We start from the raw sequence: 14586 nt of genomic DNA on the forward strand, positions 1-14586 counted from the left end.
AAACCCTGAAGCCTATACGTGAAGCATCTGAAAAGGCTAAACGCTTCTAACTCTAAAGAAGCTTTCAAAAAGCCGTGTATAAGCCAACCCTTCCAGCTGCCCAAGGCACTGATTATGAGGGTTAACATCCCGACCCCTAGCCTAACTAATTACTTTCAACTGGCTATAGGACTTGCACTGAGAATTAAGTTTTTCGTTGGTCAGTTTAAGGTAATTCAGTTCCCGGAACAGATTCCTGAAAAAGCCCATAAAACCCTTTTTACGGTTCAGGTAATGTTGCTCTAAAATGAAAGAAAGCAGATACATGTAAGGATACTCAATCGCCTGAGGATTGTACTGATTCCGCTGGGTGACGCTGAAGATTGGTTTCCAGACTTCTTCATTATCAATCTTCACCTTCTTATGATACATCAACGAACAATTCCCCAGGGTTTGAATAGGAATAATGGCCGATTTTACGTGGGACGTCCAGGTGATATGGTCAAAGATTTCCTTGTAAACCATTTTAATTTTATTCACCAAGCGAGCGGAAGCGGCTTCATTATTTATATATGTTTCGCACTTGGTAGGAATGAATAAAATCAAACGCGGTTCACTGGATTGCTCCAAACCGGGCTTCAACACACGGAATAAATTTTCAGCATTCGTTTTCTGCTCGGTGAGATCGTTCATAATCGCACTGGCATCGACGGGAATCACAATTACTGAGGAATTCTTGAGATAGGAAATAACCTTTTCTGAATCATCCGTAATCCAGTTACCGGGAATGTCAGTGAAAGAAACTACTAAGAAGGGATCCGAATCTTTATGAGAGATTTCTAACGGATACGAAGAAGCATCAGCCGTGGATTGAATTCCATCAAAACAGGTGATGGTTCCTTTAGAAAGAGATGCCTTCAGCCTTTCTTTGTTCTGATCTAACTTGGCGGCTAGTTCAGGATTTAAACTCAAATTCAATCCGATGTTACTGGACAAATCGTTTCGTATGTTTTCATCCATGGAAGACAAAAACGTAGTCTTACCTTCACCAGAGGCGGCTAGCATGGTAACATTGAAAAAAGTTTGCATGGGTCAATTTAATTAACTCCTTGGACCTAGTGAATTAATTCAAAACCACTCCTTCCGGGTAGACCGGAGAAGAATTATAAATAAATTTCCTGAGTCATTCTTAGTTTACTAACTTACGGTAATACCTGCGACTTCAGGCGGTGTGTTTCATGGGTTAAGGTGGCTTTGCGTAGATGAACTAACAAATCGCATTACTATAAACATTTACTACCAAAACAAGAAACAGTATGGGTTTCCAGAATAGCCTCAGGTTTTCTTGTTCATGCCTAGCAACTTACTCAGAAATAAAGCATTATGCCTTTTAGCCGCATGTTCTCGCTTGCTGTGGTTAACTAATATACATAAGTTCAGGGATTGTCCCTCAAAAAACCAGAGATGTAGTTGAAAAAAAATACACATAACTTTTTATTCCATTTAATACCTATATAATTACCTAATCTAAATATACGTACTTTTATAAGCTAAGGTTATTACAATCTGGAGTCTACAAAACCCTTCAGAGCTTACAGGAACGTAATTCAACTCATTCTACCAATAGTAATAAATGTTTGATAATAGCTTAAGTACTTAAACCAGGCATAGGTACTTAAATCATTCTTCTCTGACATCCTGCTGACCGTTCCTTTTTTCTCTTCCTTCTTTCATGTAAAAGTTAATCTTATAAATAGGACATTTCAGCGATATCTTTTTGTCTATCCATGTTTATTTAGTACCTTTCCCTGCTTATTCAGTCCACTTATGGTTCCCTGAATTGCCTAACATTTTTTACTTAACACGTTACTTTTTTGCATGAAACGCCGAGAAGCACTACAAATGGTAGGGGTTATGATGGGTGGTCTGCTGGTGACTCCAGCCCTGGCCGACATCGTTGAAGGCCGCCGGGCATTGCCTACAACTGCCTCTAAACTGATCTTTGATCAGCCTACCGAAGACCTCATTGCTGAAATTGCCGATGTGATCCTACCGACCACAGCCGATTCTCCGGGAGCTAAAGCTGCTGGCGTAGGTCCATTCCTGAATGTTCTCGTTTCTGATTGCTACCCCAAAGAATATCAGGATCGTTTGCAGCAGGGGCTGGCCCGAGTAGACCGCGAAACCAAAGCCGTTTACGGAAAGGCTTTCAAGGATGCTTCTATTCAGGAAAAGACGAATATTTTGAAACTGGAAGAAGCCAACGCCTTTGCAGATCGCAAAGCCGGAGTCAAAGAAGTTCCTTTTTGGTTTACGATTAAAGAACTCAGCATGTTTGGGTATTTCACTTCCGAAATCGGAGCTACCCAGGCCCTGAGTTACGAATATGTACCCGGTCGTTACGAAGGATGTATTCCTTTGAAGCCCGGTCAGAAAACCTGGGCAACCTAGGTTGTTTTACCTCCCTCTTGTTACCCTATTACTTATGCTGAGCCCCTGAAGTTTAGCAACAGAACTACTAATCCAATGAACATTCTTCGAGCAAACGAGCAAAATACATATGATGCCATCGTTATAGGTTCGGGTATTTCGGGTGGCTGGGCTGCCAAAGAATTAACCGAAAAAGGCCTTAAAACGCTGGTACTGGAACGAGGACATAAATTCGAACACGTAACGGATTATGAAAACGCTCTGAAAAAACCCTGGGAACTTACTCACCGGGGCCGGATTACGAACGAAGAGCGGGCCTCTCACCCCTTCCTGAGCCGGGATTACCCCTACGGTGAAGCCAATAAAAATTACTGGTTTAACGATAAAGATGCTCCTTACGAAGAGCTCAAACGCTTTGACTGGTACCGTCCAAACATTGTGGGTGGTAAATCCATCATGTGGGGCCGTCAGAGTTACCGTCTTTCAGATTTAGATTTTGAAGCCAACGCCAAAGAAGGCATTGGTACGGACTGGCCCGTTCGATATGCGGAAATTGCTCCCTGGTATAGCTACGTTGAGAAATTCGTTGGTGTATCGGGTAGTAAAGATGGCCTGTCTCAGCTTCCCGATGGCGAGTTCCTGCCTCCTATGCAGATGAACTGTGCCGAAACAGCAGTGAAGCAGGGTATTGAAGCTAAATTCCCCAATCGTAAAATGACGATTGGCCGGGTAGCTAACTTAACTCAGGCGGGTCCTGCTCAGCAGAAAGTAGGCCGTGGCCCCTGCCAATACCGTAACCTTTGCTCGCTGGGTTGCCCCTACGGTGGTTACTTCAGCAGCCCTTCAGCTACGATTCCAGCCGCTCAGGCTACGGGTCGTCTGACGATTCGTCCTAATAGCATCGCTTCTGAAATCATTTACGATCCTCAGACGAAAAAAGCGAAAGGCGTTCGCATTATTGATTCAGAAACGAATGCCGTGATGGAATACTTCTCGAAAGTCGTATTCATTTGCGGTGGAGCCATTGGCTCAACAGCCCTATTACTCAACTCGATTTCAGATCGTTTCCCTAATGGATTTGGTAACGATTCGGGTCAGTTAGGTCATAACCTGATGGATCACCACTTCCGCACGGGTGCCAGTGGTATTGTTGAGGGAATGGAAGATAAATATTACTTCGGTCGCCGGGCTAACGGAATTTATATTCCTCGTTACCGCAATATTGGTAACGACAAACGTGATTACCTGCGTGGATTCGGTTATCAAGGTGGCGGTAGCCGTCAGGGCTGGAATGGTCTGGTAGCAGAAATGGGCTTTGGAGCCGAGCTGAAAGAAAAAGCAGCCAAGCCCGGTCCGTGGTCGATGAACCTGGGTGGTTTTGGTGAAACTTTACCCGCTTACGAAAACCGGATGTTCCTGGATCGTAGCAAAAAAGATAAGTGGGGTCTGCCTACGGTTGTGTTTGATGCGGATTTACGCGAAAACGAGCACAAAATGCGTAAGGACATGATGAACGATGCCGCTGAAATGCTGGAAGCAGCAGGCGTGAAAAACATTCGCACGTTCGATAACGGTTCTTACCTGGGTATGGCGATTCACGAAATGGGTACGGCCCGCATGGGTAAAGATCCTAAAACGAGCGTATTGAATGGACACAATCAGGTGTGGGATGCTAAAAACGTATTCGTAACTGATGGTTCGTTCATGGCTTCAGCAGGTTGCCAGAACCCCTCACTCACGTACATGGCCTTCACGGCTCGTGCGGTTGATTTTGCAGTTAAAGAATTGAAAAAGAAGAATATCTAAGGTGTTTTTAAAATGAAAAGGGCCGTCGGGAGAAATCCTGACGGCCCTTTTCATTGGTACTAGTATTACTTAAAGCTCATTAAGCTATGAGCCGAACAGCCTCCATTTACGTAATCAACGGCCAGAAGGGCCATAGCCCGAGCTTGCCGGGTTTTTAATTTGCTAATGGATGAATAACGCGTACGACCTTCTTTTAAAATAGCCTGAACTTCCTGAAGACCTTCTTTCTCTGGAAAATTGTCAACTGGATTTTCTCCCAGGCGTTCGAGTTTATTAACTACTTCTGCAATCGTTTTATTAATCTGATATTTCGTGGGTTTCATGAAAATATATCGTTAATCTTAGGTATTATCTAAGGAGTGATGGATATTAAAAAATACGTGCCTGCCCGAGCTCGGCAAAGTGGCTCGGTTCAGGTCATTTACTTACTGGTTAGGGCATTAATTCCGGGCGAAAGATGAAGATCCCTTTATTGAAGATTCACTAGCTTACTCTGCTCACAGGAGCCATTCATGTAATCAACAGCCAAGATAGCAATGGCCCGGGCATGGCGGGTTTCCAATACTTTAATGAGGTTATAGCTGGTGCAATTTTCTTCCAGAATGCGGTAGGCTTCCTCAAATCCTTCTTTTTGGGAATAATTCCGTTCTAACTGAATGGCAGGTGTGGCAAGTTTGCGGGCAATCAATGTAATCGTTCGCTGTATCTCAAGGGGGGATGGCTTCATAGGCTTTTGTTCTGTCTGACTGGATTTTTTTGAAGTTACGAATAATTCCTGACAATACCTAATAAACCTTTTGATTATCAATAATTTGCACCTACAAAAAAAGCCCTCGGCGATTACCAAGGGCTTTGTGTAAACATCCAATCAACTTAAAAAGCGAACTCTTCCTTGGCTACATTAACCTTTACTTCAGTCGTTCCCATTTTCTTCAGGACCTGGTAGTGAGAAGCCAGAGCTCCTGCAAACGTTTCATTTTCCAGGTAAGGTAAGCCGTGTTCAAGGGCGGTCTGCTTCACAATGGCCGAGACAGCGGGATAGTGAATATGGCACACCTTGGGAAACAAATGGTGTTCAATCTGACGATTTAACCCGCCACAAAGAAAAGCAGCCAGTCCGCTTCGGGGAGAGAAATTAGCTGTGGTATACATCTGATGCACGGCCCAGGCATTAAGTACATTCCCCTTTTGGTCAGGCACGGGAAAATCAGTTCCTTCCACGACGTGAGCCAGTTGAAAAACCAGACCTAACACCAATCCTTCGGCAATATGCATGATTAAAAAGCCCAGAGCGATTTCATACCAAGCTAAATCCAGCACCAGATAAGGAATAACTAGGAAAAGCAGGTAATACACTGCTTTGGAAATAAAGAGTTTGTAATACTCCGAGCGGGGGTGCTGGGAGTTATCGTGAGACGAGCCGATGTTTTTCTTGAAAAACTTCACGTAGTCCTTTCGGAAAACCCAGGAAAGCGAAGCCAGCGAATAAAGCGGAATGGTATAGAAATGCTGATACTTGTGCCAGGAGCGTAGCGGCTCATCGGCATCGAGGCGAACCAAACCTGGAGCAATTTCAATGTCTTCATCGTGACCCGGGATATTGGTATACGTATGGTGAACAATGTTATGGGTTACCTTCCAGACGTAAGGATTCGCTCCCAGTAAATAAAAGCTATTCCCTAATAAACGATTAACCCAAGCTTTTGAAGAAAAAGCTCCGTGCAGGGCATCGTGGGATACATTAAAGCCAATAAAGGCAGCAAACATTCCCAACAGAACTACCATACCCAGCATTACTGAAGTAGAAAACTGATTGGAAATAATCAGCGTGTAGAGAGCTACGTAACCGCCTAGAAAGAATAAAGCTTTGAACCACATGGCCCCGTTGGCGTGTGTGCTGAGGTTATTCTCTTTGAAATAGGCATCTACCCGCTGACGGGCTGTAACAAAAAAGGTAGAGCGATCACTGTTGACAAATTTGACTTTTGTTGACATAGAGCTAACAGCCTCTCTACCTGGCAATGACCCGTAAAGCTGAACCGTCGGTTAAGGTGATATATGGTTTACTAGCTGAAGACAGCCCACATTACCTTCCCCTATGACCGCTAATTTTTTTATGAAAAAACGAATCCGTCATTATTCGCCAAATTGGCTAGTCCTCCCTCCCTGAAGAATGAATAAAGAGCGATCAGACCTGTTTTTCTTTCCCGTTTACCCCCTTCTACACGCACTTATTTAATCTGCCCGTTCTGCTTTTCCCAAAAAAAGGGTATTTCCTGCCATTCATCTCCCCCTTTCCACTTATTGACTTTTGTTTATCCACCTAGTTTTACTGATTACCCCCTAGCTCCTTCCCTTAGTCGAATTCGGCCCCTCTGCCCCCTTTTCGTCCTCCATCTTTGTAAAGTCAAACGACAATAACTGCTCTAAAAAAATAGTATCGCTCTTACTTTACATGAAACCGCTCCAATCTGCCGCACGCCACTTGATTACGCTGATGCTCATTTTGAGCAGCTCTCTGGTTTTTGCTCAGCAAGTAGCCCAAAACCAACGCCGTAACGTTCGTACCCTCAGTGGTTATGTTCGGGAAGCCCAGTCGGGTACCGCTCTGGTCGGCGTAAGTGTTTCACTGCCTAGCTTAGGTCTGGGAGCCACCACAAACGCTCAGGGTTACTACTCCATCGAACTACCAGCCCGGCCTTTCGTTCAAATTGCTTTCTCCTTCATTGGTTACAAAACCGAAAGTATGGCCACCGATGTCAATACCAACACTACTATTAATGTTTCTTTAGAGGCCCAAAGTTCTACGCTCCAGGAAGTAGTTGTTAAGAGTCGCACGGGTAATGGCTCATCCAAAGTGTCGGAGTCCGTACAGATGTCTACGCTTTCTGTGCCCATCCAGCAAATCAAAGAAATTCCTTCCCTGCTGGGTGAGAAAGATGTGCTCAAGTCGCTTCAACTTATGCCTGGAGTTCAGAAAGGCACGGATGGTTCAACGGGTATGTACGTTCGCGGCGGCGGTCCTGATCAAAACCTGATTCTCCTCGACGACGCTCCGGTCTATAATACTTCTCACCTGTTTGGCTTCTTTTCTCTTTTCAATGGGGATGCCATCCAGTCGGTTAACTTAACCAAAGGCGGTTTTGGAGCTCACTTTGGTGGTCGTCTCTCATCGGTAGTTGAAATGGAAATGAAAGACGGTAATCAGGAAAAATGGCACGGCGAAGGTGGTATTGGTTTGATCTCCAGCCGTTTCACCCTTGACGGCCCCATTCAAAAAGGCAAGTCATCCTTCCTGGTCTCGGCTCGTCGTACGTATGCAGACGTGGTTCTTCGCCCTTTCGTGAAAAACATCGCTGACCGCAATGGATATTTCTACGATTTCAATGTAAAAGCAAGCTTCGACGTTACACCTAACGATTACATTTCGGTAAGTGCCTATACGGGTAAAGATCGCTTCGTTTACACTACGGCTGGTCAGATCAGCAACGAAAGCGGTAACCTTAACTGGGGTAACACCGTCGGAACGCTTCGCTGGAAACACCGCTTCAGCCCCGGTCTTACGGCAACGTCTTCAGCCATTTTTACGCAGTATCATTCTCATGTTCATATGTCCCGCGACGTAGTTACTGATGAAGCTGCCACTACCTTCCGCCTCAACAACGCGACTGGCATTCGCGACATGAGCCTGAAAACGGATTTCACCTGGGTACCTAGCAGTCAGCACATCTTCAAAGCGGGTGTGATCGCAACGGCCCACCAGTTTAACCCCAGCACATCAACGGTTAATAAAGATTTTAATTCGCCTGCTCCCGCCATTGAAACCTTACGTAGTGTGGAAGGTGCGGTATACCTGGAGGATACTTACAGCCCCACTCCTGCTCTGAAAATCAATGCTGGTCTTCGCCTGAGTGCTTTCAAAAGTGAGACAAAACTATACACTAACCCTGAGCCACGTTTAGCTATTGCTTATACCCTGCCGCGACAGTGGGCATTAAAAGCTTCTTACTCCGTTATGAACCAGTACGTTCACCTGCTCTCTAACTCAGGTATCGGCCTACCCACGGATTTATGGATTCCTTCTTCGGATCAAACGGCTCCTCAGTATTCTCAACAGACGGCTTTCGGTATCGCTAAAGATATGAAATCAGGCTGGAGCTTCACGGCAGAAGGATTTTACAAGAGCATGAATAACATGGTTGCTTACAAGGAAGGAGCGAGTTCGTTTTCTTACGACGGTTCTGACCAAGTAAGCTGGGAAGATCAAATCACTTACGGAAAAGGCTGGAGTTACGGAATGGAGCTCTTGCTTCAGAAAAAAGCGGGTCGTTTTACGGGTTGGGCTGGCTATACGCTATCCTGGACTCAACAACAGTTCGACGAACTGAATTTCGGTAAAAAATTCTGGGCTCGTTATGACCGTCGTCACGATGTATCGCTGGTAGGTACCTATCACCTGAGCCCTAAAGTAACCTTCTCAGCTACTTACGTTTACGGAACAGGCCAGGCCATGACACTACCCAAAGGACAATACTGGATTCAAGGCAATAGTGCCCTGAAAAACCTGGGTGATAAAAGCAACTACACTGGACGCGTATATCAGGAATATGGACAACGCAACAACTTCCGGGCTGCCGCTTACCAGCGTCTGGACGTAGGGGTACAGTTCCATAAAACGAAAAAAGGACACGAGCGTACCTGGGAAATCAGCGTATCTAACGCCACTAACCACCAAAATCCCTTCTTCTACTATTTCGATGCTTCGCAAAGCAGCACGACACCCGGAACGAAGAACACCACCAACACGCTCAAGCAGGTAACCTTATTCCCTATCCTGCCCAGCGTATCGTATAACTTCAAATTTTAGTAAAAGCAGATTCATAATAATAGAGCAGATTACTTAAAAAGGAGAGGATATTCCTCTCCTTTTTTTTGCATTCAGGTCAAATCTTTCCTTTATCTCCTGGTAACTCTATCTTAAGTTTTAGCACTCATCACTAACAAAAGCAATTAATACATATTTATACTCATATATAAGATAAAATATAAGTATACGCAAGCGTTTTCATCATCATTTAATCTGATGAATTCATCAGATTTTCCCATCAACTGCTTTTAATCAACTGCTTGTCTTTTCCCGAAAAAAGGGCATTTAGAGCCATTCAGGGGCCATCTAAAGCTCTTATCTTTCGATAATTACCCCTCTTTCACCAAATACCCCCCTTTTCTTACAATTGGTCGAACTAACTTATATCAATTTATCATCCTTTACCATCTTTGTAAAGTCAAACAACACCGCTACTTAAAACATCTCTTTTACGACCGAGGGTCCTGCTACTCTCTGACGTAAGGTTTGAATTGCCCTTTTTAACTCCGCCAGTAATTATTCAGACATAACCCCTTTCCGACTTCTACTCCGAAGTCAGACAGAATTTCTAGTGCCTGTTTTTAACTCTGCTCCATTTCTCATGCCCTTGATTATGAAATCTCTACCCATTATCTCTGCTCTCTTTATGATCGTTTTCTCACTGACTTCCTGCGTCAAAGAATCCGATGACATTATCATTGAAAATGATCCCAAGCTCGTGGTGGAGTGCTATTTGAACCCCACCGATACCGACATTACTGCCATTGTCAACGAAAACCGTCCCATCGACGGACCCGGCAGCGGCGACCGTGGTCAGGTTAATCCTATTCTCAACGCCACTGTTTTCCTTTCTGATGGTAACCGGGAAGTACAACTCACCAACGCTAAAAACAATACCTATACAATTGCCGCCAGCCGCTTTGCACTCGTGGCCGGACGCACCTACACACTGAAAGTAACCGCCCCCGGTTTGCCCGCTACTGAGGCTACCTGCACCATTCCCCGGGTTCCGAGTGCCCTCTCAGCTAAGGATAGCGAACTAACCTACGAGCGGGATCAGACTTCGACGTATAAAGTATACCGTAAAAGAAGTTTGTCCTGGACCAATACCCAAACCAAGGCTACGCAGTATTACTTGGTGGGGAGCGGCGAAGGTTCTGCCTACAAAGTCAAGGTCGCTTCGGGTGATTCAACCTGCATCAAACTCAAAAACGCCGAAGTGGTAGCATTCTTAAACGAGAATCAGGCCGCAGGTGCCACCTATTCTACTCAGACACTAAACTTTTTAGTAGGTCATGCCAGCAGTGCTACCGATACCAAGATTACCAGCACGGCTCCCCGTTACTCGTTTGTTTATCACGTCGATAAAAATTATTACGAATTCTATCGCACCATCAAGCGGCAACGTGAAGTGGGAGACAATCCCTTTGCCGAGGCTATGCCGGTGTATAGCAATATCAAAAACGGGTTAGGTGTCTTCGGTGCCTACGTCACTCAGGTCAAAAGTCTCTAATCCCCGCTCTCCTGGAACTTTTCCCTTAACCAAACATCTATATCAAACCACTAAAAGCTCCACGAGGATGGAGCTTTAGTGGTTTGATACTCGGGCTTCGCTTTAACGCTCTGCTAGAAGAGTTTCCTTTGGCGATTGAATCCGGTATTCGAATCGCAGAGCTTCCGCTTTACCCGCTGCTATCTGTACATTCCAGGTGATAAGTCCTGTTTCTTCATTAACCTCGGCTTGGGAAGCTTTTTTATTAAGAATTTCTATGTTTTTCACGTTCGACAAAGGGAACTGATCGTACACCATCAGGTTAATGGACTGCTTACGAGCATTACGCAGATTGATTACATAAGCGAAATCCTGTATGCGGTTATTTCCCCAAAAAGAAGTTTTGCTAAATTCCTTCACCGCCTTTCGACTAACCTGAATGGAAGCATCCCGACCTAAATTCAGTTTCAGGGTATCCGAAGATTGCGGCAGAGTGAGTTGCGTTTTACCTACGAAGGTTCCTTCTAAGAAAAGATTTATTTCACCCTCCTGCAACTGATAGTTACTCCAGTCTGCAACCTCAGCCGTTAGCATTACGTCGGAGCTTAACTTCGGAACGGCTGTATAGATATAACGAGCCGGCACTTCTTCTTCCTTGATCTCCACAGCGTAGGATTTTCCATCACTGGGAATACTATAAGGCATTTCAATTTGATAGGTAAAGCTGGTAGGAGCTTGCTTTTCCTGGACTTCCAGCGGCACTGCCATACCTTTTCCCCTTAAAGCAAGAGCCATCGAACCCTCTTCTCTTCTTGCATTGCCATAACCAACAACCACTACTTCTTGCAAAGCCTTCGTATCCGAAACGAGCGACACATTTGTTATTTCATTTTCAATGGGCCGGTACGCAGTTACGGTCCCAATTATGGAGTAACTGATCTGTCTATTCTCCTGCGAGAGCTTCGGCGGAATACTTAAACGGTACATCCCATTAACATCCGTAATGGTCCCTAACGAAGTACCAACCAGCATAACCGCTGCCCCTGCTATTCCGTTACCCGCTTCATCGCTTACCTTACCAGAAACCTGCCGAACGGATGGATTATACAGAGCGAGGGCTTCTTTTTCAAATTCTTTATAGGTGTTCGTCCGACCCGCGTACCAGGGCCGAAGTTCGGGTTGCACATTTTTCCGTCGCGGGTCTGCCGTAGAGAGACTAAGCTTCACCTGATCCCAGTCTTCTCCCGAAAACTGAAAAACCTGAGCTTTATATCCTAACTTTAAAGGCTTGGAAAGGTCATTCGCCCGTAAATCATAACAGGGAATCCAACCCGCGTCACTCACAAAATAGCTTAGGGTCAAAGGAGTTGTTGCCACGGGCCGGGCCGCATTAATCGTTACCCAAACTTCGGTTACCTGTTGATCCGCATTGGCTAGCTGAATGGTTTGCTGGCGGTTTAACTCTTTGATTTCTTCGGCATAAGCCTTTATTCTGCGATCAATTTCCAGTTGTTTGGTATACACTTCGGTTAATCGTTGCCGCTGAAAATCGGCGGCTTCTTTTACTTCACTCGCCTTGAGCGATTGTTCCTTTCCCCCAAGGGTCTGATTTTTCAACAACAGTTCTTCTTCGTGTCGATAAACGTCCAAGAGCTTTTGATCAACCTGCTGTTTGGCCTCTATCTCGTCTTTTTTCTTTTCGTATTCCCTGTTTTTAGCCAGCCGACTAGCCCCTAGTTCATAGTAAGACTTTTCGGTTTGAACGGACAAAACGGTAAAATCTCCTTCGGCTTTCAACTGAATACTTTCCTTATCAAGTCTAGGCGATAGATTTCTGAAATAAAAGACGGACTTACCCGCCGGAATAGCCGTCTGAGCTTTACGGCTAATCTGGGCACCATTTAAAAACACCGTTACCTTTTCAAGTCTGGAATCGAGCCCTTTGGGTTCTATCTCGGCGTGGCTTATAAAGGGAAGTAACAACAAAAGAAAAAGGTATCGCATGGCTGTCCAGAGTTTGTGTTCAGCTCATGGATGCCGCCACTTTATAAATTCCATAAGAGCAGGTTCATTTTTTTCATTTTTTGTAAAAGCCAATACGCTGACCTTTATTCGCAGGATAATCCATCAACGTTTTTGATTCAGTGTTTCTAAAAGTATTTCGCAAATCAGAATCCACTCCCGACGAATCGGAACTGCTTAGCCAGTACCGACAGAGCGGTGATTTGCAATTACTGGGAAAACTTTATCAGCCGCACATGGAAATGCTTTACGCGGTTTGTTACAAGTATCTGAAGGACGAAGACGAAGCGAAGGATGCCGTGATGCAGGTTTTTGAGGAGGTCATTGCCAAAGCCCAGCAGCATGAAATTAGTAATTGGAAAAGCTGGCTACATAGCGTAGTGAAAAACTACTGTCTGATGCGGCTGAGAAGCCAGAAAACAAAAGTCCAGGATTTTTTTGATCCTGAGCGTATGGAATCCGAGGCTCCCGAGCATCTAATCATCGAAGAATCTGACGAGCCACTTGAGGTGCAGGCTCTGGAAGAATGCATGGGTAAGCTTAACCCCGATCAACACCGCACGGTGAGTTTATTTTTTTGCAGGAAAAAAGTTACAAGCAGATCGTCGATGAAACGGGTTATGATTTCAATCAGGTCAAAAGTTTTATTCAGAACGGAAGAAGAAATTTAAAGCTCTGCATCGAACGTATAAACGAGCGTTTGGCGTAAGAAAAACTATGGCTAAAAGGCCCATTGATATCACCCCGGATTTACTTCGCCGCTACGTAGCGGGCGAGGCAAATGCTCAGGAGCAGCACGCCGTCGAGCGGGCGGCTCTGGAGGATCCTTTCATTGCGGATGCACTGGAAGGTTTCGAGGCAATGGCGGAAAAAAAGCCGGACTTAAAAGCCCTGTACGATCAGTTAGATAACCGCGTCAGCCCCACACCAATCCTGCAACTAGGCTGGAAGAAATGGGCTTTAGCGGCCAGTTTCATAGGTTTGTTATTGACGGGTTATGTGCTGTGGCTACAACTGGATTCCACTCCTGAAATCAGTCAGGTCACGGCTCCGACGGCCAGCCCACAAACCCAATCCACTGATTCGCTCCTTACTCCTGAAGCAAGTCAGCCAGAAATTAGCCTGGCTGAAGCTCCTCGGGTGGAAGCTCTGACAAAAAAGCCGTTAGTTTCTGCTGATGCATTGGCAGAAGATGAAAAGCCTCAGGTAATGGCCATGCGGGCTGCTCCACCCACTGACTCGCAGACCTTAGCAAAAATGCCAGCACTAGCCGCCCGGAGTTTTCAACTACCTGATTCTGGTTTTGCGAAGAATAAACAAACTCCTGATACCATTTCACTTGCGTTGCCGGGTAAAGCTACGGGGGTTAACATCGCCGCTAGAACGGATACTCCCTTAGCCCGAAAAGTAGATACGGAAAACCAAAAAAATCTTATTACTATCGTTGATGAGGGAAAAAATCCCATTCCGGGGGTAATGATTCAGAATAAAGACGGTAGAAAAGGCGTAGTTACCGACAGCATGGGCCGGGCGTTCATACCCAATACTTTAGGGCCAGAAATAGTCCTAGCGTTGATCGGTTATAAAAATCAGACCCTTCAGGCTCCTTTTCCTTCGGTCATTACGCTTCAAGCCGATAATGAGGCTTTAAGCGAAGTGGTAGTAGTTGAATACGGAAAAACAAAGCGGAAAACAGAAGCCGAACCAGTGATGGGCTCAGAGGCTTACAAAACCTATTTGCAAGAAAACCTTCGCAAGCCGGAATTAGCCAAAGAAAAAGGCATTTCCGGTACGGTAATCCTATCCGTTCAAATTAAAGATGATGGCCGCATAGGCACTATCAAAGTCAGGAAAGGCCTAGGCTATGGCTGTGATGAAGAAGCCATTCGTCTGGTTAAAGAAGGGCCGGAATGGAAGCCGGCTCGTAGGAAAGGGAAAAGCGTTAGCAGTACGGTTCGCGTAGAAGTGCGTTTTTTTTAACGTTGGATTC

Annotated in this window: 11 protein-coding genes; 6 read left to right on the forward strand and 5 right to left on the reverse strand. The window is 45.2% G+C overall.

The features are described 5' to 3' along the window. Nucleotides 1–141 precede the first annotated feature (141 nt). Nucleotides 142–1068 (reverse strand): hypothetical protein, encoded by a 927-nt coding sequence (locus tag BWI96_RS12325; RefSeq protein WP_106636938.1) that lies wholly within the window; start codon nucleotides 1066–1068, stop codon nucleotides 142–144. A 789-nt stretch (nucleotides 1069–1857) separates the two neighbouring features. On the opposite strand from BWI96_RS12325, the gene BWI96_RS12330 reads away from it, so the two are divergent. Continuing rightward, the gene (locus tag BWI96_RS12330; RefSeq protein WP_106636939.1) at nucleotides 1858–2430 is read left to right on the forward strand and encodes a gluconate 2-dehydrogenase subunit 3 family protein; all 573 of its coding nucleotides are present in this window, start codon (nucleotides 1858–1860) and stop codon (nucleotides 2428–2430) included. 75 nt (nucleotides 2431–2505) lie between these two features. Then, nucleotides 2506–4215 carry a GMC oxidoreductase gene (locus BWI96_RS12335; protein ID WP_106636940.1) on the forward strand — a complete coding sequence of 570 codons (1710 nt, stop codon included), beginning with the start codon at nucleotides 2506–2508 and terminating at the stop codon, nucleotides 4213–4215. 65 nt (nucleotides 4216–4280) lie between these two features. Here the strand turns inward: BWI96_RS12335 and BWI96_RS12340 are convergent, their stop codons facing one another. From BWI96_RS12340 to BWI96_RS12350, 3 genes are all read right to left on the reverse strand, one after another. Further along, nucleotides 4281–4538, reverse strand: a complete 258-nt coding sequence (locus BWI96_RS12340) for a hypothetical protein (RefSeq protein ID WP_106636941.1) — start codon at nucleotides 4536–4538, stop codon at nucleotides 4281–4283. Nucleotides 4539–4684: 146 nt separating this feature from the next. Then, complete coding sequence (locus tag BWI96_RS12345; RefSeq protein ID WP_106636942.1) at nucleotides 4685–4942, reverse strand: hypothetical protein; 258 nt, start codon at nucleotides 4940–4942, stop codon at nucleotides 4685–4687. Between the two features lie 146 nt (nucleotides 4943–5088). Continuing rightward, nucleotides 5089–6210: an acyl-CoA desaturase gene (locus tag BWI96_RS12350; RefSeq protein ID WP_106636943.1), complete on the reverse strand. Its 1122-nt coding sequence runs from the start codon at nucleotides 6208–6210 to the stop codon at nucleotides 5089–5091. 460 nt (nucleotides 6211–6670) lie between these two features. On the opposite strand from BWI96_RS12350, the gene BWI96_RS12355 reads away from it, so the two are divergent. After that, nucleotides 6671–9082: a TonB-dependent receptor gene (locus tag BWI96_RS12355; RefSeq protein WP_106636944.1), complete on the forward strand. Its 2412-nt coding sequence runs from the start codon at nucleotides 6671–6673 to the stop codon at nucleotides 9080–9082. A gap of 613 nt (nucleotides 9083–9695) precedes the next feature. After that, nucleotides 9696–10595, forward strand: a complete 900-nt coding sequence (locus tag BWI96_RS12360) for a DUF4249 domain-containing protein (RefSeq protein WP_157830344.1) — start codon at nucleotides 9696–9698, stop codon at nucleotides 10593–10595. A 102-nt stretch (nucleotides 10596–10697) separates the two neighbouring features. On the opposite strand, the gene BWI96_RS12365 is transcribed toward BWI96_RS12360, so the two are convergent. Continuing rightward, nucleotides 10698–12578 carry a DUF4139 domain-containing protein gene (locus BWI96_RS12365; protein ID WP_106636946.1) on the reverse strand — a complete coding sequence of 627 codons (1881 nt, stop codon included), beginning with the start codon at nucleotides 12576–12578 and terminating at the stop codon, nucleotides 10698–10700. A 140-nt stretch (nucleotides 12579–12718) separates the two neighbouring features. Between BWI96_RS12365 and BWI96_RS12370 the strand changes: the two genes are divergently transcribed. Together BWI96_RS12370 and BWI96_RS12375 are read left to right on the forward strand one after the other, a co-directional pair. After that, nucleotides 12719–13267 (forward strand): RNA polymerase sigma factor, encoded by a 549-nt coding sequence (locus BWI96_RS12370; RefSeq protein ID WP_232793701.1) that lies wholly within the window; start codon nucleotides 12719–12721, stop codon nucleotides 13265–13267. Between the two features lie 46 nt (nucleotides 13268–13313). Then, nucleotides 13314–14576, forward strand: a complete 1263-nt coding sequence (locus BWI96_RS12375) for an energy transducer TonB (protein WP_106636947.1) — start codon at nucleotides 13314–13316, stop codon at nucleotides 14574–14576. Nucleotides 14577–14586: the final 10 nt, after the last annotated feature.

The organism is Siphonobacter sp. SORGH_AS_0500, assembly GCF_002838835.1.
Taxonomy (GTDB): Bacteria; Bacteroidota; Bacteroidia; order Cytophagales; family Spirosomataceae; genus Siphonobacter.

Coding starts and splice junctions, on each gene's coding strand:
- BWI96_RS12355 (WP_106636944.1), top strand. CDS start 6,671: ATGAAACCGCTCCAATCTGCCGCACGCCACTTGATTACGCTGATGCTC.
- BWI96_RS12340 (WP_106636941.1), bottom strand. CDS start 4,538: ATGAAACCCACGAAATATCAGATTAATAAAACGATTGCAGAAGTAGTT.
- BWI96_RS12350 (WP_106636943.1), bottom strand. CDS start 6,210: ATGTCAACAAAAGTCAAATTTGTCAACAGTGATCGCTCTACCTTTTTT.
- BWI96_RS12330 (WP_106636939.1), top strand. CDS start 1,858: ATGAAACGCCGAGAAGCACTACAAATGGTAGGGGTTATGATGGGTGGT.
- BWI96_RS12360 (WP_157830344.1), top strand. CDS start 9,696: ATGAAATCTCTACCCATTATCTCTGCTCTCTTTATGATCGTTTTCTCA.
- BWI96_RS12345 (WP_106636942.1), bottom strand. CDS start 4,942: ATGAAGCCATCCCCCCTTGAGATACAGCGAACGATTACATTGATTGCC.
- BWI96_RS12365 (WP_106636946.1), bottom strand. CDS start 12,578: ATGCGATACCTTTTTCTTTTGTTGTTACTTCCCTTTATAAGCCACGCC.
- BWI96_RS12325 (WP_106636938.1), bottom strand. CDS start 1,068: ATGCAAACTTTTTTCAATGTTACCATGCTAGCCGCCTCTGGTGAAGGT.
- BWI96_RS12335 (WP_106636940.1), top strand. CDS start 2,506: ATGAACATTCTTCGAGCAAACGAGCAAAATACATATGATGCCATCGTT.
- BWI96_RS12375 (WP_106636947.1), top strand. CDS start 13,314: ATGGCTAAAAGGCCCATTGATATCACCCCGGATTTACTTCGCCGCTAC.